Annotated in this window: 17 protein-coding genes; 11 read left to right on the top strand and 6 right to left on the bottom strand. The window is 63.5% G+C overall.

Features of this window, described 5'->3' with window-relative positions; all coding sequences use genetic code 11:
- Nucleotides 1-37: 37 nt before the first annotated feature.
- Nucleotides 38-988, bottom strand: coding sequence for an alpha/beta hydrolase (locus tag ACSYDV_RS18550; RefSeq protein ID WP_438325306.1), 951 nt, complete (start codon nt 986-988; stop codon nt 38-40).
- Nucleotides 989-1,098: 110 nt separating this feature from the next.
- Between ACSYDV_RS18550 and ACSYDV_RS18545 the strand changes: the two genes are divergently transcribed.
- On the top strand, nt 1,099-1,995 hold the full coding sequence (locus ACSYDV_RS18545) for a LysR family transcriptional regulator (RefSeq protein ID WP_438325305.1): 897 nt from the start codon (nt 1,099-1,101) through the stop codon (nt 1,993-1,995).
- 84 nt (nt 1,996-2,079) lie between these two features.
- Here the strand turns inward: ACSYDV_RS18545 and ACSYDV_RS18540 are convergent, their stop codons facing one another.
- Entirely contained in the window at nt 2,080-3,174 is a 1,095-nt protein-coding gene (locus ACSYDV_RS18540) for an alpha/beta hydrolase (protein WP_438325304.1), read from the bottom strand.
- A gap of 10 nt (nt 3,175-3,184) precedes the next feature.
- Nucleotides 3,185-4,372, bottom strand: coding sequence for an MFS transporter (locus ACSYDV_RS18535; protein ID WP_438325303.1), 1,188 nt, complete (start codon nt 4,370-4,372; stop codon nt 3,185-3,187).
- A 113-nt stretch (nt 4,373-4,485) separates the two neighbouring features.
- On the opposite strand from ACSYDV_RS18535, the gene ACSYDV_RS18530 reads away from it, so the two are divergent.
- Entirely contained in the window at nt 4,486-5,379 is an 894-nt protein-coding gene (locus tag ACSYDV_RS18530; protein WP_438325302.1) for a LysR family transcriptional regulator, read from the top strand.
- Between the two features lie 86 nt (nt 5,380-5,465).
- Here the strand turns inward: ACSYDV_RS18530 and ACSYDV_RS18525 are convergent, their stop codons facing one another.
- The 3 genes from ACSYDV_RS18525 to ACSYDV_RS18515 all read right to left on the bottom strand — a co-directional run bounded on the left by ACSYDV_RS18525 (nt 5,466) and on the right by ACSYDV_RS18515 (nt 8,786).
- Nucleotides 5,466-7,286 carry a cation:proton antiporter gene (locus ACSYDV_RS18525; protein ID WP_438325301.1) on the bottom strand — a complete coding sequence of 607 codons (1,821 nt, stop codon included), beginning with the start codon at nt 7,284-7,286 and terminating at the stop codon, nt 5,466-5,468.
- 273 nt (nt 7,287-7,559) lie between these two features.
- Nucleotides 7,560-8,207, bottom strand: coding sequence for a YoaK family protein (locus ACSYDV_RS18520; protein WP_438325300.1), 648 nt, complete (start codon nt 8,205-8,207; stop codon nt 7,560-7,562).
- 333 nt (nt 8,208-8,540) lie between these two features.
- Nucleotides 8,541-8,786, bottom strand: a complete 246-nt coding sequence (locus ACSYDV_RS18515; RefSeq protein WP_438325299.1) for a DUF6894 family protein — start codon at nt 8,784-8,786, stop codon at nt 8,541-8,543.
- Nucleotides 8,787-9,181: 395 nt separating this feature from the next.
- Here ACSYDV_RS18515 and ACSYDV_RS18510 point away from each other — a divergent pair, with 395 nt between their 5' ends.
- The 9 genes from ACSYDV_RS18510 to ACSYDV_RS18470 all read left to right on the top strand — a co-directional run bounded on the left by ACSYDV_RS18510 (nt 9,182) and on the right by ACSYDV_RS18470 (nt 19,681).
- On the top strand, nt 9,182-11,107 hold the full coding sequence (locus tag ACSYDV_RS18510) for a methyl-accepting chemotaxis protein (protein WP_438325298.1): 1,926 nt from the start codon (nt 9,182-9,184) through the stop codon (nt 11,105-11,107).
- Nucleotide 11,108: 1 nt separating this feature from the next.
- Nucleotides 11,109-12,479: a chemotaxis protein CheW gene (locus ACSYDV_RS18505; RefSeq protein ID WP_438325297.1), complete on the top strand. Its 1,371-nt coding sequence runs from the start codon at nt 11,109-11,111 to the stop codon at nt 12,477-12,479.
- Nucleotides 12,476-13,573, top strand: a complete 1,098-nt coding sequence (cheB, locus tag ACSYDV_RS18500; protein ID WP_438325296.1) for a chemotaxis-specific protein-glutamate methyltransferase CheB — start codon at nt 12,476-12,478, stop codon at nt 13,571-13,573. The genes ACSYDV_RS18505 and cheB overlap by 4 nt, the downstream gene beginning before the upstream one ends.
- Nucleotides 13,570-14,412 (top strand): CheR family methyltransferase, encoded by an 843-nt coding sequence (locus ACSYDV_RS18495; protein ID WP_438325295.1) that lies wholly within the window; start codon nt 13,570-13,572, stop codon nt 14,410-14,412. The genes cheB and ACSYDV_RS18495 overlap by 4 nt, the downstream gene beginning before the upstream one ends.
- Nucleotides 14,412-16,418, top strand: a complete 2,007-nt coding sequence (locus ACSYDV_RS18490) for a chemotaxis protein CheA (protein ID WP_438325294.1) — start codon at nt 14,412-14,414, stop codon at nt 16,416-16,418. Before ACSYDV_RS18495 ends, ACSYDV_RS18490 begins: the two co-directional genes overlap by 1 nt.
- Nucleotides 16,415-16,654 carry a hypothetical protein gene (locus ACSYDV_RS18485; RefSeq protein ID WP_438325293.1) on the top strand — a complete coding sequence of 80 codons (240 nt, stop codon included), beginning with the start codon at nt 16,415-16,417 and terminating at the stop codon, nt 16,652-16,654. The genes ACSYDV_RS18490 and ACSYDV_RS18485 overlap by 4 nt, the downstream gene beginning before the upstream one ends.
- A gap of 62 nt (nt 16,655-16,716) precedes the next feature.
- Nucleotides 16,717-17,100 carry a response regulator gene (locus ACSYDV_RS18480; RefSeq protein WP_438325367.1) on the top strand — a complete coding sequence of 128 codons (384 nt, stop codon included), beginning with the start codon at nt 16,717-16,719 and terminating at the stop codon, nt 17,098-17,100.
- On the top strand, nt 17,097-17,738 hold the full coding sequence (locus tag ACSYDV_RS18475) for a chemotaxis protein CheX (protein WP_438325292.1): 642 nt from the start codon (nt 17,097-17,099) through the stop codon (nt 17,736-17,738). Before ACSYDV_RS18480 ends, ACSYDV_RS18475 begins: the two co-directional genes overlap by 4 nt.
- Nucleotides 17,738-19,681, top strand: a complete 1,944-nt coding sequence (locus ACSYDV_RS18470) for a PAS domain-containing protein (protein ID WP_438325291.1) — start codon at nt 17,738-17,740, stop codon at nt 19,679-19,681. The genes ACSYDV_RS18475 and ACSYDV_RS18470 overlap by 1 nt, the downstream gene beginning before the upstream one ends.
- Nucleotides 19,682-19,791 lie beyond the last annotated feature (110 nt).

Genomic DNA, 19,791 nt, shown 5'->3' with positions numbered 1-19,791 from the left:
CGCCGAAGCGTCGGTGGAGCCGGTCGAGTTCATTATTCTATTCGGCGGCCTCGGTTTCGGGGGTGTTTGCAAGGACGAGCCGGTCGGCGAAGAAGGGCGCGAGAACCGACACCGCCTCGTTCACTTCCTTCTCGCCGTCGTAGAGCTGCATATGGTTCGAGCCTTCGACGATGTGGAAATGCTTGTCGCTGCTTGCGGCGCGCTGGAACAGGTCGTCGCTCATCCACTTGCTGCCGGCCTGGCTTCCCGCAACGATCTGAAGCGGCTGGGTCAGGAAGGCCTCGGCCTTGTTATAGGCGTCATAGGGGATGATCTGCGACAGGCTGCGCGCGGTCATATAGCCCGGCGCGGTCGGATATTCAGCGCGCGGCGTATGATAATATTCCCACGCCTGGCGCAGTTCCTCGTTCGGCGCATCCTCTTCCTTCATCGGAGCGAGCGGGAATATTTCGGGGGTTCCACCGGTCACATCCTTGCTGCGGGCGTCGTCGCCCATCGCGATGACCGGGGCAGCGTCGGCGTCCTGGATATTATTCTCCCAGCCGTTGCGGAACATCGAGCCAATGTTGACCGCGCTGACCGTCCCGACGGCCTTGATGCGCTGGTCGTTGATCGCGGCATTGGCGGTGTAGCCAGCGCCGGCGCAAATCCCCATCGCGCCGATCCGGCCGGCGTCGACATAGAGCAGGGTGGTCAGATGATCGATCACCGCGCTGACATCCTCGGTACGGACATAAGGGTTTTCGAGCTGGCGCGGCTCGCCGGTGCTCTCGCCCTGGTAGGACGCATCATAGGCGATGGCGACGAAGCCCTGCCCGGCGAGCTTCTTCGCATAGAGGCCCGATGCCTGTTCCTTCACACCGCCGCCGGGGTGCGACACGACGATAGCGGGGTATTTGCGGTTCTCGTCGAAATCCTCGGGGACTTCGATCACGGCGGCCATGGTGATCGCGCCATTGTTCGAATTGGGGAAGCTGATCTTGCTCATCGGTTCGCTCCTGCTGATCCGCCGGGGGGCGGCGTTGCAGGCAATCTAGCGATTCGCCATTCAGTCGATTAGACGCTAAAAACTGCATGAGCCTAGAAATGAGATGATGAATGCGCCGCGAAGAAATCGCCGACCTTGCCGCCTTTGTCGCAGTTGCCGAGGAGCAGAGCTTCACCAAGGCGGCGGCACGGCTGGGCCTGTCGCAGTCGGCGGTCAGCCAGGTTGTGCGGAGGCTCGAAGAGCGGCTCGGACTTCGTCTCCTATCGCGGACGACGCGCAGTGTTGCCCCGACGGAAGTCGGCGAACGCATTCTGAAGACGCTGTCGCCGATGCTGCGCGATCTCGATGCCAGTATCGACGCGCTCAGCGAATATCGCGACAAGCCCGCTGGGCATATCCGGATCACGACGGTCGAGCATGCTGCAGCGACGATATTGCGGCCCGCGCTTGCGCGGCTGCTTCCCGGACATCCCGACATCCACATAGAAGTCATCATCGACTACGGCCTGACCGACGTCGTGGCCGAGCGTTTAGACGCCGGGGTCCGCCTCGGCGGATCGGTCGACAAGGACATGATCGCGGTTCGGATCGGTCCGGACATCCCGATGGCAGTGGTCGGGTCGCCGAATTACTTCAGCCGCTGTGCTCCTGCGGCGACACCGGACGAGCTGGTTCGCCATCAATGCATCAACTTGCGGCTCCCGACATCGGGAACGCTCTATCGCTGGAACTTTCGCCAGCGCGGGCGAACGCTTCGCGTCCAGGTGGAGGGGCAACTGGTATTCAATGCGCTCGCGCAAATCCGCGATGCAGCTCTCGACGGGCTGGGGCTGGCGTACATGCCGCTTGATCAGGTTGCTGCCGACATCGAGCGCGGTGCGCTCGTCAGGATTTTGGACAAGTGGACCGAAGACCTGCCCGGATATCACCTCTACTATCCCAACCGGCGCTTTGCCTCGCCGGCGTTCAGGCTGCTCGTCGAAACGCTCCGCTATCGATCGCATTGAGCTGGTCCGATCGATCAGCCGTAGAACGGCAGCTCTTGAGTGATCGCGAGGAAAGGCCGACCGTCCGCTGTCGGCCAGTGTCGCCTACTTGAGATGTTGACCGAAGAAAGATTGCATCTTGTCGAACGGGATCAGGTTCATCCGGTCGTACAGATCGACATGGCTGGCGCCTGGAACGATGAGCAGCTCTTTCGGCTCCGCCGCATTCGCATAGGCGGTCTCGCTGAAGTATCGTGAATGGGCCTGTTCTCCGTGGACCAGCAGGATCGGGCGCGGCGAAATCTCCTGAATATAGGTCAAGATCGGCATGTTCATGAACGACAGTGGCGTGGTCTGCGTCCAGGCGTTGCCCGAGTTGACCGCCCGCGCATGATAGCCGCGCGGCGTCATGTAATAGTCGCGGTAGTCGACAAGGAATTGGGCTTCGCCGCCCTTCAGCACATTGTAGGCGGGTTGATAGGCTGCGGCACCTTTCTCCGCGTCCGCCCAGCGCTGCCGGCTTAGTTGTTCCAGCGTCTGCGTGCGCTGCTCGAGTGTCACGCTGTCGTTGTAGCCCTTCGACATCACGCGCGTCATGTCATACATGGTGCTGGCGACAACCGCCTTGATACGCTTGTCCACCGCGGCGGCGCTCAGAGCCATGCCGCCCCAGCCGCAGATACCGATGATTCCGATCCGCTCGCGATCGACCGACAGATGCAGGCCCAGGAAATCGACCGCGGCGCTGAAGTCTTCGGTATTGATGTCGGGTGAGGCGACATTGCGCGGCTCGCCGCCACTCTCGCCGGTGTAGGACGGGTCGAACGCCAAGGTTGCGAAACCGCGTTCGGCCATCGTCTGGGCGTAAAGCCCCGACGACTGCTCCTTGACCGCGCCGAACGGGCCGCTGACGGCGAGCGCGGCGAGGCGCTTGTCCGTGCGGTTCTTCGGCAGATAGAGATCGCCGACCAAGGTGATACCGTAGCGGTTTTTGAACGTGACCTTCTGGTGATCTACGTTGGGGTTTTTCGGGAATGTCTTGTCCCATGCGTTCGTCATGGTCTGGGTCTCTTTCGTCCGCGCCATCGCAGAAGAGGAGGCGAGCAGCGAGCCTGCGGCTGCGAGGGCACCTGCTCCGGTCAGCTTCATGAGCGCGCGGCGCTCGATCGGGCCTGGTTGCGTGGTTGTGTCGATTGTCATTGTCATCTCCTCATTCTGGTTTCAGAAATTTGCGGCCGTTCCCGATCAGCAGCAGCGCTGCGACGGCGAGGGCGATGCTCCCGATGAAGGTCGCCCGGATCGAAAGGCCATCGAGCAACATCCCGCCAACGACCGCGCCTAGCAGGATCGACGTCTGGATCGCCGCGACCATCAGGCTCCCTGCGGCTTCGGGAGCGTCATCGACGTTCTGGGACATCCAAGTCATCCAGATGACTGAGAACAGGGTGTTCATCGCGCCCCAGATCGCCAGGAACAGGCCCGCGGCGACCACTGAAAAGCCGAGCAGCAGCAGGCCGATCGTCGCGCCGCCCATGACGAGCGCGGGCAGTTTAAGAAGCGGTGCTACATCGCCTTTCAGGAAGCGGCCGGCTGCCCAGGTACCGACGAAGCCCGCGCAGCCGAGGATCAACAGCAGCAGCGACAGCGTCGCGACGTCGACATGGGTAACCTGCTCGAGGAAGGGCCGGAGATAGGTGAACATCGTATAGGCCGAGCCCCAAGACAGCATGCAGGCGATGAGCCCGCGCCGAAAATAGGGGCGCTTCAGCAGGCTGGTCATGCTCCGCAAATCCTGTCGGTGCGCGGCGGGCAGGGATGGTAGCGCAGCAACGTGCCAGACGAGGTTGAGCGCGACGATCGGCGTCAATGCCCAGAAAACCTCTCGCCATCCGAATAGGCCGCCGAGATAGCTGCCGATCGGCGCCGCGAACGCGGCGGCAATGGCTTGTCCGCCGTACATCAGCGCGAGAGCCTTCGGCACGTCCGCCGACGGAACCAGACGCATGATGACTGCCGTTGCCAGCGACCAGAAACCGCCGATGCAGACGCCCAGCAACGCTCTCCCGGTCATCAGCACAGCAAAGTTCGGCGCCGCGGCGACGAGGACGAGCGACAGCACCATGAGGGCAGTCATCGCCACTAGCACCCATTTGCGATTAAGCGACCCTGCGGCGGTGGTGATGAGAAGACTGGCCGCGACCGCGAACACTCCGCTGACCGAGATCGCCTGGCCGGTCTGGCCTTCGGTCGCGCCGAGGCCCTTGGCCATCGGGGTCAGCAGGCTCACCGGCATGAACTCCGATGCGATCAGCATCGCCACGCAAAGCGCCATCGAGAGGACGGCGCCCCATGCGGCGGCGGGCCTGGTTTCCTCGATCGCTAGGGTCGCAGCCGTCATTTGTTCGCTCCTGCTTCTTGCCGGAGCCATCTAGCGATTTGCTGATAAAGCGATTACCCGTTGAAATACGCATGAACTAATCGATGTGATCGAATAATCTGCCGGAGAATGTCATGGCCCGAACCGACCTTAATCAGCTCACTTGGTTCCAAGCCGTTGCCGAGGAACGCAGCTTCACCAAGGCCGCCGCAAAGCTCGGCGTTGCGCAATCGACGCTCAGCCACACGATCAAGCAGCTTGAAGCGCGGATGGGCATCCGGTTGCTCACACGGACGACGCGCAATGTCGCGACGACCGCCGCGGGGGAAAGACTGCTGCAGACGCTCGCGCCGCGTGTCGCCGAAATCGAGGAGGAGATCGCGGCGCTTACCGCGCTTCGCGACAAGCCGTCGGGCTCGATCCGGCTGACGCTTTCGGATCATGCGCTCGAAAGCGTGGTCTGGCCGAAGCTGAAACCCGTGTTGAGCGCCTATCCCGACATCAGCGTCGAACTTCTCCTCGACAGCAGCTTCCGCAATATAGTCGAGGAAGGTTATGATGCGGGCGTCCGCCTCGGCGAGAGCGTCGAACAGGATATGATCGCAGTGCGGATCGGACCTGACTGGCGGCTGGTGGCGGTGGCTTCGCCTGACTATTTTGCGGGTCGAGAGAAACCGAAGCACCCGCGCGATCTGGTTGGGCATCGTTGCATAAACATGCGGCATGAGACCTCGGGCGGCCTCTACGCGTGGGAGTTCGAGAAGGACGGCAGGGAATTGCGCGTTCGGGTCGATGGCCAAATCACCTTCAACAACAGCTATGCGATGATCGATGCGGCCGTGAGCGGTTATGGTATCGCCTATGTTCCCGAGAGCATCGTCGAACGGCAGATCGCGTCGGGTGTCCTCGTTCAGGTTCTCGACGACTGGTCACCCTTCTTCGACGGCTATTTCCTTTATTATCCAAGCCGCCGCCAGAATCTTCCGGCGTTCCAGGTCATCGTCGATGCACTGCGCCACCGCAGCTAGGCAATGTCGATTTGCTAAAAGTCCGCTTTCTTGGTGTCGAAGTCGAAAGCGGACTGACTGCAATCGGCCACTCTCGACAGCTGATTTCAATGCGACGGTGTAGAATGGTCTGGGCCGTTCGACCTCAAGTTGTTGTCTGGCGGTACAAATGTCCAGATGACGTCATCAGCCTCGACAGCGGGTCGTCGGTCGCTGGAGAAGATGAGGAGATCGCCTGTCGTCTTGGCGACGGCGAGGCTGTCGCCGCCATTTGCCCTCATGCGCACAACGAAATCCTCATAAGTGAATTTCTCGGTGATGCGCGTGCGCCCGAAGGTCCATCCCGCCTGAAGCCGGTCGAGCAGGTCCTCGATCGGCGTGCCCGCAAGCGTGAAGATGCGGCCACGGCGCAGGCCTTTCAAGCGCGAGTGTCCGCCGGTGCGGCTGACTCGGTCGGCGCCGATCTCGGGTGCGAGTTCACTGCAGACGAGAGCGTTGTAACTGTCGCTGCCAGTGGCCGCGATCAACTGCCGGTACTGGCCGAGCTCGATCTCGTCCTCATGCGCTTCGTCGAGAATATCCCCATGGTAGACGGGAACGTCGGCGCGCCTCGCGCGGCGAAGCGCGAGCTTGTCCTCATCGGCGATTAGCACCTCGCGATCCTGTCCTTTCACGAATTCGGCAAAGGCGATCGTCCAGCTGTTGGCGCCGACGAGGAGGATGCCATCGCCTTTGCCGCGATCGAGGCCGAGAAGGCGGGCAACCGCGCGAGCGGTGAAGCCGTGGGCAAAAATCGTCACGATCACGACACCGAAACCCAAGGGAACGAGTGCCTCGGCGCCAGGCACGCCATAGTCAGTCAGCCTCAGCGCGAACAGGCCGGTCACCGCGACCGCGACGATCCCGCGCGGTGCGATCCACGCAACGAACAGGCGTTCCTTGAGCGGAATGCTCGTGAAGAGGAGTGCCGTCATAATGGTAAGCGGACGGACGACGAAGAGAAGCAGAAGTAGAAACAGGACGAAGCGAAGCTCGAAATTGCGGACGACCTGCCAGTCGAGGGTCGCCGAGAGGATGATAAATACGCCCGACACGAGCAGGATGGTGAGATCCTCCTTGAACCGACGGAGCATGTGGCTCGAGTAGGTCTCGCGGTTCGCCATAACGACGCCCATCACGGTGACGGTGATGAGACCTGTCTCATGCATCACGAGGTCGGAGAGGACGAACACCGCAATGACTGAGGTCAGAAGGATGGGCGCCTTCAGATATTCAGGGATCCAGGCGCGCAGATACGCCGTGGTTAGCGCAAATCCTGCAGCTGCGCCGATGATGATCGCGAGCAGACTGGCGGCGAAGACGTCGAAGACAACCGTCGTGGCGGTCGCGCCGCCACCGTGCGTGATGTAGGCATAGACGCCGACCGCGATCAGCGCCCCGATCGGGTCGTTCACGATCGCTTCCCATTTGAGCATATGCTTGACCCGCGGCGGAATGTTGAGCGAGCGCAGCAGCGGCGCGATAACGGTGGGGCCGGTGACCACCATGACGCCGCCGAACAGTGCTGCGAGTTCAAGCGGAAGCCCTGCGCCATAATAAGCCGCGGCGGTTCCGAGCGCCCAGCCGAGCGGAACGCCGACGAAGACGAGCATCAGTACTGCAGTTCCCGCCTGGCGGAGCTCGCGAAACTTGAGGCTGAGGCCGCCTTCGAACAGGATCACTGCGACGGCAAGCTTGATGATCGGTTCGCGGAGCGCGCCGAAGTCGCGCTCAGGGTCAACGAGCCCGAGGATGGGACCTGCGAATATCCCTGCGATCAGCATCAGGGCGATCGCAGGTCGCCCGGTGCGCCACGCAATCCACTGCGCACCGAGACCTATTATGCCGATAAGAGCAATTTTTACGAGCAGCGAGTCGATTGCGAACATATGAGCAGTTTTATGCGGGAGACGCTTCAAGGTTCCCGCGGCAGCTGTGCTTTGAAGGATTCGGGTCAAGCGGTTTCGAGATTTACCTGAGCTTCAGGAGAACACTGGCAAGGCAGGAAGCATCGGCGGGTGAGGCCGGCGTGTATCGCCCCCCCCTCATTGCCTTGTCTTTGCGCGAAGTTCCCCAGCGCTTCCATCGGCTGATCGCAGCAGCCGGCGATGTCCGCTTCTTCCACGCGGCGGCTGGAAGCTGCCTGTCTCCAACCGGCCAGGTTACGACTTGTAGGGGGCAGTGACTCTTTGTGTTACGGGAATAAGTAAGAGAGCAAAGCCCGCTGCGAACCCGAGACTTGCGTCTCGTGACCAGGAATAACTCGCAGCGCCGAGAATCCCGCCGGAGACAAGGGCAAGCCAAAGTAGCAGATAGGGAATCCAAGCCGTCCGGCTGCCACCCAGTGCCGCATCCGCAAGCCGGTGCCCGAGTTTGACAAGCGTGCCGGTCATATATGTGACGCCGATAGTGACATCGCCGTCGCGGCGGAAAATCGTGTTCGAAGCGCCCATTGCAACGCACAAAAGTCCTGTGGCGGAAACATCGGAGTCGGTCCATTTGCAGCAAGCAGCGCCGAGCAGAAGCGCGGCGACGCCCGACACGGCCACGACCTTGCGATGCGCGATGGTTATCTTTGCCGCCATGATGATGTTGACGAACACGCCTGCAACGAAGAGGCCGATCAGCGCTCCAGCCGCCAAGGCAAGGGTCTTCGCTTCCGTTATACCTATCGCCATCCGGGTCGAGTTGCCGCTCATGAACGAGACGAAGAGGCCGCCAGACCCGAGAAACCCGATGGCATCGACAAAGCCCGCAAGTGCCGCGAGGCAAAATGCCAGTCTTTGAAAACTGCTGTCGTATCGGATCATGAAATCTTCGATAGCATCGGGGTAACAGCGATGTCTCCATGCTATTATCCGTGGCGGGCCTGCATAACGCCTTTGGTCGGCGGCGAGAAACTGTGCTTCGCAAAATCTTGACCTGAAAGCTGACGGGCTGCAATCGACCATTCTCGAGTTTCGGCAAGCCTAATATCACGACATATTGAACCGGCCGAACGGTTTCGGAGGATTGCTGGCCGAATCCGCAGCAAGTAGTGAGCGCAGAGAAAGACCCGGCTTCGATGTCGCCTTTTGGCAAATGCGCAGGCTCAGCGCGTATGGGCGACGCCGCGGGCTGGCCCGCACGGATGGCGGACTAGCTTAATCGCGGAATTCGCAATGCACAGGCGATGAAAAGAAGAGCGTGAAGACGGGCGCACCGTCGTCGCCGCGAACCGCAAGCGATGCTTGATAATCGGCTTCGCCCCCGCCCACTGCCGAGGCGATCAATCCGCTCGCCGCCTGGCGGGCCAGCTCTTGCGCTGCGCCGATGCCGGCGCAATCGACGCCGTCTTCATCGAGGAAGATCTCGGTCCCTTCACGGAGATCGAAAAAATAGCGTGCCACATCATCCTCTCCCACGAACTTCGCCGATCGGGAAAATTTGTCCACAACATGCATCAACATCGCGTGAGATCGCACCAGCCGACGGTTGGGCCCCGCACTCGGAATGCCGTCGCATCTTCTTTCGCTAAACAAGAAGGGGCGGTGGCCCGGCGAACGGAAAGAGAATGACAGCAACCCGCCGTTCGCCGCCGTGCGGCCGATAACCCCGGAGAGCCTAGGCGGTTCGACCCATTGGCCTGCGGCGGCCGCCGACGGGCTTCACCGGGCCGGCCGCGAGAAAGCCCACTTTTTTTGCGGCGAACATAACCCAGGAAATTGACGGGGCCGAGAAATGATGCTGGTCCCGATAGCGAGGCAAGCCTAGGCTGGCATGGTAACGGACTTGAGGGGGGCGCATGGCGCTGGTGAAAAAATCGTCGCTCGGTGCGCGCGCCAAGGCTCCCCGGCGAACGCCGGATGCCGTGGCGGAGCCGGCTCCCCCCGCAGTCGCCGTCAGGCAAAGTGCCGCGAGGGGTCCCCTCCGCACATCCACCGCCGTCGAACGTATCGATGTCGCGACGCAGGAGCTGGCAAGCGGCATCGGACAGGCGGCAGCCGCAGCCGCGGAGCTTCAGCGCGCCACCGACCTCATCGCGAGCGGGGCCGAGGAGGCCGCCGGCGCGGCGCAGGAATCGCTGGGGCTCATATCGGGCCTTCGAACGGGCTTTCGCGAGTCGCGCGAACGTGCCGAGCTGTCGGTCCGTCAAACCGAGGCCGTTCATGCCAGTTTCAGCGAGGTCAGCGCGCATATAGACGGCTCGGTCGCCGCGATCGAACTCAATGCCAAGCGTCAGCTTGCCAGCGTCGAACTGATCGCAGCTCTGGAAAGGGCGGCCAGTGCGATCGAGGGTATTGGTCGCAGCGTCGTGGACGTTTCGGAGCAGACGAGCGTGCTCGCGCTCAACGCCGCGATCGAGGCGGCCAAAGCAGGCGAGACCGGATCGGGATTTGCCGTCGTTGCCGACGAGGTCCGGGTCCTCGCCGAGACATCCGAGGCGAACGCTGCCGAAATGGCGGAGCTTGCGGTCTCGATCGCCTCGGAAGTGCACAAGATCGCCGCGCGCGTTCGCGCAGCGTCCGAGCTCGCGACCAGCGAGGCGGACGCGGGCCGCGGTGTCGCTGCGGAGCTTCGCGATGCCCGTTCTTCGCTCGGACAGCTCGGCGAGGGGGCCCAGGAGATCCATCAGGCGTCGATCGAGGCCGAGACCGCGCTTCGCGAGGCCGAGCGCGGCGCCGAGCAGATCGCAAGCGCCGCCGAAGAACAATCCGCGGCAGCGGCCGAAGCGCAGCAGGCGACCGAACAGCAGAGCGCCTCTCTCGAAGAGAGCCAGCAGACGGCCGAAGCGCTGGGCGCTCTGACCGACAAGCTGGAGAGCGGTGCGGACGGCGCGGCGGCCGAACAGGTCGCGGCTGCTGCCGAGCAGCTCTCGGCAACCGTCCAGGAGCTTTCGGGCGCTTCGGGACAGATATTGGTCGCAATCGAGCAAATCGTTCGCGGTACGCAAGTGCAGGCGTCGGCGACGATGCAGGCCAATCTCGCGATGAGCCAGATCGAGAAAATAGCGTCGATCGCGCAGCAACGATCCGCCGCTGCGAAGGATCGTATCATCTCGATCGAGGACGCGGTGCGGCGCGGACAGTCCACGATCGAGGTTCTGACCCGGGGCGTGAGCGAGGCTCTCTCCGAGATCGACGCAGTCCTCGACCTGCTGGCGGAGCTTCGGACATCCGGACGGCGTATCGAGAAGATCACCGACAATCTGGCGCTGGTGGCGGTGCAAACCAGCATGCTCGCGGTCAGTGGATCGATCGAGGCGACGCGGGCGGGTGAAGCAGGGGCCGGCTTTTCGACCGTCGCGAGCGACATACGCTCGTTGGCCCGCGATGCGGCCGCGAGCGCCGAGCGTGCCAAGGATGCTGCGCGCGACATCCTTGATCAGGTTACCTCCGTGTGCCGGGATTTCGACCAGGTCAGCGCCGCATCGGAGGCCGAGATCGCGCGCAATCGTGCCATGGTCGAGCGTTTCGGCGCGATCGTCCTGGAAGTCGGCGTGATCGGCTCCGCGAATGCGAGCATATTGGCAGGCTCCGACGACATGCTTCGCGCCGCCCGTGAGATCTCCGCCGGCACGTCGCAGATTGCCGAGGCTGCAGAGCTCGCCGCCGGCGCCGCGCGCGAAGCCGGCGTGGCGGCCCGTCAACAAACGCAGGGCGCCGAGGCGCTCGCCGCCGCGATCGAGGATATCGCATCGCTCGCGCTCGCCCTCGGCGCAAAGAGCTGAGTTGGCCGGCGCGCTGGCCTCGATACGCCAAATTCTCGCGTTTCGGGCCGGCGAGTGCGACTTCGCGCTCGCCGCGAGCGACGTCCTGGAGGTCGCGAGACTGCCCGCACTCGCGCAGGTGCCGCACGCGCCCGACGGCTTTCTGGGACTTGCAAGCCTCCGCGGCAGCATAGTCCCCATTTTGTCGGCCGCGAAGATGCTGACGGGCGCTGGCGAGGCGGTGCCGCGGTGGGTGGTCGTCGTCGATGCCGGGGAGAGGATCGGGTTGGCCGTAGACGCGGTGCAAGAGATTGCAGCAGCCTCGGACCGCGAACTTGTCGATGTCGCCGCACTCGCCTCCCGCTTTCTGAAGCCGCGCACCAGGCGGGCACCGGTTCGGCGCACGGCGGCGGAGGCAAGTGACAGAGCCGAGGACCGCGTCGAGCTGATGAGCCTGGAGGTCGCCGGTCAGCTCTTCGCCCTGCCACTCGCGGCGATCGACAAGGTTGCGCGCGTGCCCGACGCGGTCGCACCGCTTCCCCATGCGGACGCGCCGGTAATCGGAAGCATCCAGCTTGGCGACGCGGCGCTTCCCCTCCTTTCGCTGGCGATCCTGCTCGGCTTGCCGCAGGCAACCCAAAGCGCGCGGTCGCGCGTCGTGATCGTGCGCATCGGCCGTCACCGCGTCGGATTGCTGGTAGATGCCCTCCAGACGATCCTCCGCGTTGACGCTGACGCGATCGACCCGCTGCCCCAAGCGCTTAGCCGGGGACACAGCGAGGCGCGGGTGCAGGCGATCTGCCGCATCGGAGGCGGGGGGCTCGTCTCGGTCCTCGCCGCCGACCATCTCCTGCGCCCCGATATCACGGCGCGTCTGACGGACGGCGTAGCCGATCTGCCAGCTACCGGTTCGGAGGGGAGGGCGGATGCCGGGGACCTGTTCCTGCTCTTTTCCGTCGGCGACGATCGATTTGCGCTTCCGGCCGCCGCCATCGAAGAAGTTGCCGCGCCGCCAGCGCAGCTTACGGCCGTGCCCGGCGCGCCCGGATTTCTGGGCGGGTTGATGAACCACCGCGGCCTTGCCGTCCCGGTCGTGGTGCAGTCGCGGCGCTTCGGCCGCGCCGCTTCGGCCGGCGCCGGGCAGCGCCTGATTTTTCTCGGTAGCGGCGAAACTCGCGCTGCTTTTCTGGTCGACACGATTTCCGGCGTCCGGCGGATCGCGGACGACCGCTTCGCCGCGGCCCCTTCGCTCGGCGGCGAGGCGGCGATGTTCGACCGCGTCGTCGATCTGCCTGAGGCGTCCGGCATTCACCTCGTAATCGGCCCCCGGCAGCTGCTCGATCAGACCGAAGCCGCGATGGTTCGCGACGCAGCGAAGCGGCCGCGCGCATGATAAAGCTGCTCCTCGTCGACGATTCGCCGCTGATGCGCAGGTTGCTTGCCGAAATCTTCGCGCAGGCAGGCGACTTCGAGGTGGAGGTTGCCCGTAGCGCCGAGGAGGCCCTTGCAGCCCTCGAGACGTTCCGCCCCAACGTCATCACACTCGATATCCACATGCCCGGAATGGACGGGCTCGCATGCCTCGACCGGATCATGGTGCTGCGGCCGACCCCGGTGGTGATGGTTTCGGCGCTGACCGCCGATGGCGCCGACGAAACGCTGGAGGCTTTGGCGCTCGGCGCGGTCGATTTCATTCCGAAGCCGCGCGGCGCGCTCTCGCTCGAAATCGAACATCTCGCGGGGCCGCTCGTCGACAAGGTCCGGCAGGCTGCCTCGGCGCGCCTTTCGCGAACCGCGCGGCTTCGCGAGCGTCTCCGGGCGCGCGCTGAAGCGGCGGGAGCTTTTACGCCCGCCGCCCCGCCGCCGCGGCGGGCGCGATCGCGTGCGGGCGATCCGGCACCGCTGCCGGAGGGTGCGCATGTCGTCCTCGTCGGCTGTTCGACGGGGGGGCCGCCGGCGCTGGACGAATTGCTTGGCTCGCTTCCTTCCGGTTTCCCTTGGCCCATCGTGATCGCACAGCATATGCCCGCTAGCTTTACCGGCCCTCTCGCGCGCCGGCTCGACCGCCTGTGCGCGCTCGATGTCGTCGAGGTCGATCAAAGCCTCCTTCTTGAGCCAGGCCGGGCCTATATCGGCCGCGGCGACGCCGATCTCATCGTTTCGCGCCGCGGTGGAGCCAATAGCGTCATGCCCGCGCCGAGTGATCCTGCCGTGTTCTGGCATCCAAGCGTCGACCGGTTGGTCAACAGCGCCCTGAAGCACTTCCCGGCGGATCGGCTCGTCGGTGTGCTGATGACGGGCATGGGCGCCGATGGTGCCAGCGCGATGGGCGAGCTTCACGCGCGCGGCGGCCACACGATTGCCGAGGATGAAACGACCTCCGTCGTCTGGGGAATGCCGGGCGCGCTCGTCGCGGCGGGCGGGGCAAGCTCGGTGCGCCCGCTCGGCGAGATTGGCGGCGAACTCGTCGCGCTGGCGGGCCTGTGACCGCGGCGCCCGCTCCCGCCGTTGCGCTCACCGACGCCGACATCGCCGCGATCGGTGCGATGCTCTATCGCTGGACCGGCATGATCTTCGGTGCGAACAAGCGCTATTATATCGAGCGCCGCATCGCCGACCGTATGGGAAGGCTCGCGCTTACCGCACCTTCGCGCTATTTCGATCATGTGTCCCGGCATCTTGACGAGCGCGAGGCGCTGATCAACGCATTCACGATCAACGAGACTTATTTTTATCGCGAAGATCATCAGCTGGCTGCGATGAGCCGAGACATGCTGCCCGAGATCGTCCGATACAAAAATCCCGGCGATCACGTCCGGATATGGTCGATGCCTTGTTCGACCGGCGAAGAATGCTATTCGATCGCGCTCTGGCTGCTCGAGAATTGGGCGCTCGTGGACGCGTACCATGTCGAGATCGTCGGTTCGGACATTGACACCGCCGCGCTGGATCTCGCCCGCGAAGGGCGCTTCTCGGCGCGTTCGCTCGCGAAACTCCCACGCGGCGTACTCGAGGCCTACTTCGAACCCGAGCATCATCACAAGCGGCGGATCATCGGTGACCTTCGCGAGTCCGTTCGCTTTACCGATGCCAATATCATCGACCCCGGCTCGGTTGCGGGTCTCGGCCGGTTCGACATCATTCTCTGCCGCAATCTTCTGATTTATTTCGATGACGGCTCGCGTCTGCTCGCCGCGAACAACCTCCACGGCGCGCTCGCGGACGGGGGCTATCTCTGTCTGGGTCACAGCGAGTCCATGACGCGGATCAGCGACCGGTTCGAGATGGTTCGATTTGGCGACGCGATCGTCTACCGGCGGCGCTGATGGACGAGCTGCTCGCACAATTCTTCGTCGAGGGCCGGGACCTCGTACAGCGTGCGACGGCCGATCTCGGTCTGCTCGCGCAGACGCCGGGAGACGGGTCGGCGCTCGATAGCGCGTTTCGCGCCGTCCACACCTTGAAAGGCTCGGTTGCGGTGTTCGGGCTCGTGCCGGCCGAACACCTGCTCCACAGCGCTGAAGATATTCTCGACCGCGCCCGTTCGGGGCAGATCATGTTCGACGACCGCGCGATCCATCGCCTGCAACGAGCGATCGACAGGGTCGATGCGTGGATCGACAATCTCGAAGCGACGACCGCGCTGCCCCGCGATGCGGCGTCGGCCGCAGCTGCCCATATACGGGAACTCAGAGAGCTTGCGCCGCGATTGGGTGACGCGACTGCCGGTGGCGTGGGCGTGGGCGTGGGCGTGGGCGTGGGCGAGGGCGCGGGTTCGGACAGAAGGCCGGCGACAGAGCGCGAGGCCGGCGATGCTAAATGGGCGGCCGAATGGTTCGCTGCGGAGAGCGCGCGACTATTGGAGGCGCCGAAAACGCTGACCGTCTTCCGTTATCGTCCGGACCGCGATTGTTTCTTCCGCGGCGAGGATCCGCTGGCGCTGGCGCTTGCTGTCCCCGAGCTGATCCTTCTCCGGGCGCTGCCCTCAGAGAGCGCGTGGCCGGGACTGGGCGACTTCGAACCCTTTCAGTGCGTGACGCGGCTCGAAGGGGTAAGCGGCGCGAGCGCGGATGCCGTTCGGGCCGCCTTCCGGCTGGCGCCCGGACAAGTCGAAATTCAGCGGATCGATCGCGACGAAGCGCAGGCGCCTGCGCCCGGCGCTCGCCGCGCACGCGAAACCATTCTTCGCGTCGAGGCATCGCGCGTGGATCGCCTGGCAGACGGACTCGGCGAATTGATCGTCGCCGTGAACGGGCTCGCACGTCTCTCCGGAGAGCTCGCGAAATCCGATCCCGCGAGGGGCGCCGAACTGCGCGCCATCCATGGGCAGCTCGAACAGGTGTCGAACCGCCTTCAGCGCGATATCGCCGCAGTCCGCTCGGTTCCGCTCGCGCATGCGCTTCGCCGACTGCCACGCCTTGTTCGCGAAATTGCCGAAACACTCGGCAAGACCGTCGATTTCAGGCTGCGGGGGGAAAGCCTCGAGGTCGACAAACGCATCGCCGACGTCTTGTTCGAGCCGCTGCTCCATCTCGTACGTAACGCGATCGACCATGGAGCCGAACAGTCGGAAGATCGCGTCGCCGCGGGCAAGGGACCGGCTTGTCGTATCACCCTCCAGTTCGAGCGCGCCGGCGATCGCATCCTTGTGCGACTTGGCGACGATGGCCGCGGGATCGATGCGGCCGCGGTGCGTGACACAGCGGTCAAGCGGGGCCTGATCGGTCGCGACGCCGCCGAGGCGTTGAGCGAGGCCGAGGCGGTTCGCATGATCTTCCTGCCAGGCTTTTCTACGGCCGGCGCGGTGACGTCCACGTCGGGGCGCGGCGTCGGCATGGACGCCGTTCAGGCAGCGGTCGAAGAATTGCGCGGAACCGTCGACATCGCGAGCGGACTTGGGATCGGGACGACGGTCGAACTCGGATTGCCGGTCAACGCCCTTACGACGCGGCTGCTCGTCGTCGAGGCTGGCGGCCATAGATACGGGATCGCGCTCGACCAGATCGCAGAGACTGTCAGGATCGACGCAAGGGAAATTGCCTTGGCGGGATCGGGCGAAGCCTGCGTACTGAGGGATCGGACCGTTCCGGTCGTTTCCTTGTCCACGCTTCTCGGCGGCGACCGGGCCCAAGGCGGTGTCGCCCGCCTCATCGTGACAGAGGCGAGCGGCGAGCGGGTGGCCATCCGCGTCGATGCATTGGGGGAACGGATCGATGCGGTCGTTCGGCCGGCGACGGGGGTGTTAGGATCGCTCACCGCGGTTGCGGGATCGACCTTGCTGGGAGATGGAAAAATATTGCTCATCGTCGATCTTGCGGAGCTTCTTGCATGAGCGTCGTATATGAAAATGGGGTCATCCGGCTTGTCGGCCGATGCGCCGCCGAGGATGCCGAGACGCTGCTGAACTTGCTCGTCGACGAAAGCGATGCGACGATCGATGCATCGGACGTCTCGAAGCTTCATCTCGCGGTCGCGCAACTGCTTCTTGCGTGCGCACCCAGGATCAGGACCCTGCCAGCCGATCCGATGCTGGCGCAATTATTCGGTCGCTTGTCGGCAGAGCGATAGATGGCAACTATCATCCGCCCGCCTTTGCGCTTAACGACATTTTTCAATCCTCGGGAGTTTTTATGCCTGCCAAAGTAATGATTGTCGACGACAGCAAATTGGCGCGTATCGTCGCCGGCAAGGCGCTTGCCGAACTGCAGCCCGACTGGACCAGGGTAGAAGCGGCCAGCGCCGCCGAGGCGATGGAGCGCCTGGAGGAAGGGCCGGCGGATGTCGCGCTCATCGACTTTAACATGAGTGAAACAGATGGGCTTGAACTTGCGGCAAAGTTGCGCGTTCTCTATCCTGACATGCCGATTGCAATCATCACCGCGAATATCCAGGACGAAATCATAGCGCGGGCCCGCGAAATCGGCGCGGCGTTCGTTCCGAAACCCGTGACGGCCGATGGGCTCGAGGCTTTTGTTTCAGGCGCGGCGCTCACACTTCGATCGCAGCGCGCGTGATTCCGATCGATGTCGCCCTCAGCGAGCTGGAACGCGATGCTCTGACCGAAATCGTCAATATCGGCGTCAGCCGGGCCGCCTCGAATTTGCGCAAGATGATCGGCGACCAGGTTTTTCTTTCCGTTCCGGCGATCGAGGTGGTCAGCCAGACGCGTGCAGCGCGCCTCATCACCGAGCGCGAAGTCAGCGACCTGGTGGCGGTGCGGCAGGATTTTAGCGGCGCATTCGCAGGCCGCGCGCTTCTGATCTTTCCCGAAGAAAACAGTCTCGACCTCGTGCGCGCGGTAGCTGGCAGTGAACTTAGTGCCGACGAGGTCATCGAGATCGAGCAGGAAGCGCTTGCCGAGACCGGCAACGTGATATTGAACTCCTGCCTCGCGACGATGGCGAACATGCTGAAGCGCTCGCTCTCCATGTCGATTCCGCAAGTCGTTCGCGGGACCGGCGCGAGCCTGTTCGCCGCGGAGGAACAGGGAACCGAAGAGGGGCTCGTGCTTTTTCTCTACATTGATTTTGCGGTGAAGAGCCGCGACATCCGGGGATATATCGCTATGATAATGGACCTTCCGTCGCTAGCGATCCTGAAAGGCTTGCTCGAAGATTTCATCACCCGCGTCGTCGGCGACGACCTCCCTTGATGTCGCTGCCTGCCGTCGACAATCTCCAGACCGAGCTTGCCGCCATGGGCGCGAGCGGCACTTGGCATTGGGATATAGCCGGGGACCGGCTCCACGCGGATCACAAGTTTGCCGAGCTTTACGGCCTGGATCCGGAGACCGCGCTCGCCGGAGTGTCGCCCCAAATCTTCTTCAGTGCCATCCATCCCGACGACCGACCGCGCATTCGCATTGCGGTAGCCGCCATTCTTGCGGGCGCCGACACCTTCTCCAAGGAGTTTCGGGTGATCGCGCCCGATGGCCAGATCTTATGGCTCCATGGCCGCGGACAAGGTCATCTCGATGCGATCGACGAGCCCGTCCGCTTCACGGGGTTGCTGGTCGATGTGACAGAGCGCAAGCGTACCGAGGATCGGCTCCGAATCGCGCAGACGGCCGGCGGCGTCGGCACATTCGAATATGTCGACGGCTTCGCCACCGCCAGCGTTTCCGATACCTTCTGTCGTCTGCTCGGCCTCCACCCGGCGCCGGCCCTTCCAAGCCAGACAATCAATGGTGTGCTGTGCGGCGGCGAGGAGCCGCTGATTCCGGGACCCTATGCCGGCGAGGCGCCGGGCACCCTCGACGGGAATTTCCAGATCGTCCGGAACGACGATGGCGAGCATCGATGGATAGAGAGACGGGGCGAGATCGTTCGTGAGGGAAACAGCTACCGGCTGATCGGCGTCATCTACGACGTGACGCACGCAAAGATGCTCGAGGCGCAGCTGCGCGAACTCAATGACAATCTCGAGGCGCGCGTCGCCGCAGAGGTTGCGAGCCGGCAATCCGTGGAGGACGCGCTTCGCCAGGCGCAGAAGATGGAGGCTGTCGGACAGCTCACGGGAGGCGTCGCACACGATTTCAATAATTTGCTGATGGCGATATCGAGCAGTCTTGATCTGCTGCGCAAGCGTGTGGGCGACGACCCGCAGGTGGTGCGGTTGATCGACAATGCCCTCGCCGGCACAAAACGCGGCGCGGCATTGACACAGCGCATGCTCGCCTTCGCGCGGCGTCAGGATCTTGTATCGGATATCATCGCCATCCCGGACCTGGTCGAAGGAATGCTCGATTTGATGCGCCGGACTCTTGGTCCGTCATGGCCGGTCGAAGTCAATTTTCCGCATGATCTGCCGCCCGTTGTTGGGGATGCCAATCAGATCGAGATGGCAATCCTCAACCTTGCGGTGAATGCGCGCGACGCGATGCCGGGCGGCGGGACGATCTTTGTCGCGGCGAACAGCGAGCACCTCGATGTCGCGAGCGGCGAGCTCGCGCCGGGCAGCTATCTTAAGCTCAGTGTAATCGACACCGGCTTCGGCATGGACGAGGACACGCTCGCGCGCGCCGTCGAGCCTTTCTTCACCACCAAGGGCGTCGGAAAGGGCACCGGGCTGGGTCTCTCGATGATCCATGGTCTAGCGCAGCAGCTTGGCGGGACCTTTACGCTCGAAAGCCGAGCCGGAGAGGGTACGACCGCCTCGCTTTGGCTTCCCGCAGCAACTCCTGCGGAGGAACAATTGGATCGGCCGTCCGACGATGCACATGATGCGCCAACAAAGCTCCATAGGCTCAAGATATTAGCGGTCGATGACGACTCGCTCATCCTTATGAACACATCCGCACTGCTCGAAGATCTTGGCCACACCGTATTTGAAGCGAGCTCGGGTGACGAGGCGCTGGCTCTGTTCGCAGCAAATTGCGATATCGACGTAATCGTCACGGATCATGCGATGCCCGGGATGACAGGCGCCGAACTTGCAGAACAGATCGAGGAAATAAGATCGAATGTCCCGCTCATTCTTGCGACCGGCTATGGGGAGTTGCCCCCCGGCTTCCGCTCGGGTGCCGTTAAGCTCGGGAAACCCTTCAGCCAGAAGGCGCTGGCCGACGCGTTGTCGCAGGCGATGGCAACGGCGTGATGTCAGTTGGCACCCGAAAGCCGGGTGAGCAGAGCAGCTATGATAGTAGGTTTGGTAACTGCTGCATATCCGCCCTCGGTTTCCGGATTCTAAGGCCTGCTGCGAAAGGG

Origin of the sequence: Sphingopyxis selenitireducens, from assembly GCF_051550705.1 — a bacterium.
Classification (GTDB): domain Bacteria; phylum Pseudomonadota; class Alphaproteobacteria; order Sphingomonadales; family Sphingomonadaceae; genus Sphingopyxis.
Note: the sequence above shows the minus strand (reverse complement) of the source record. Positions and strands in the feature narration are given on the sequence as shown.

Excerpts from the sequence above, each read along its gene's own strand:
- ACSYDV_RS18550 (WP_438325306.1), bottom strand. The coding sequence starts at position 988 with ATGAGCAAGATCAGCTTCCCCAATTCGAACAATGGCGCGATCACCATG.
- ACSYDV_RS18545 (WP_438325305.1), top strand. The coding sequence starts at position 1,099 with ATGCGCCGCGAAGAAATCGCCGACCTTGCCGCCTTTGTCGCAGTTGCC.
- ACSYDV_RS18540 (WP_438325304.1), bottom strand. The coding sequence starts at position 3,174 with ATGACAATCGACACAACCACGCAACCAGGCCCGATCGAGCGCCGCGCG.
- ACSYDV_RS18535 (WP_438325303.1), bottom strand. The coding sequence starts at position 4,372 with ATGACGGCTGCGACCCTAGCGATCGAGGAAACCAGGCCCGCCGCCGCA.
- ACSYDV_RS18530 (WP_438325302.1), top strand. The coding sequence starts at position 4,486 with ATGGCCCGAACCGACCTTAATCAGCTCACTTGGTTCCAAGCCGTTGCC.
- ACSYDV_RS18525 (WP_438325301.1), bottom strand. The coding sequence starts at position 7,286 with ATGTTCGCAATCGACTCGCTGCTCGTAAAAATTGCTCTTATCGGCATA.
- ACSYDV_RS18520 (WP_438325300.1), bottom strand. The coding sequence starts at position 8,207 with ATGATCCGATACGACAGCAGTTTTCAAAGACTGGCATTTTGCCTCGCG.
- ACSYDV_RS18510 (WP_438325298.1), top strand. The coding sequence starts at position 9,182 with ATGGCGCTGGTGAAAAAATCGTCGCTCGGTGCGCGCGCCAAGGCTCCC.
- cheB (WP_438325296.1), top strand. The coding sequence starts at position 12,476 with ATGATAAAGCTGCTCCTCGTCGACGATTCGCCGCTGATGCGCAGGTTG.
- ACSYDV_RS18490 (WP_438325294.1), top strand. The coding sequence starts at position 14,412 with ATGGACGAGCTGCTCGCACAATTCTTCGTCGAGGGCCGGGACCTCGTA.
- ACSYDV_RS18485 (WP_438325293.1), top strand. The coding sequence starts at position 16,415 with ATGAGCGTCGTATATGAAAATGGGGTCATCCGGCTTGTCGGCCGATGC.
- ACSYDV_RS18480 (WP_438325367.1), top strand. The coding sequence starts at position 16,717 with ATGCCTGCCAAAGTAATGATTGTCGACGACAGCAAATTGGCGCGTATC.
- ACSYDV_RS18470 (WP_438325291.1), top strand. The coding sequence starts at position 17,738 with ATGTCGCTGCCTGCCGTCGACAATCTCCAGACCGAGCTTGCCGCCATG.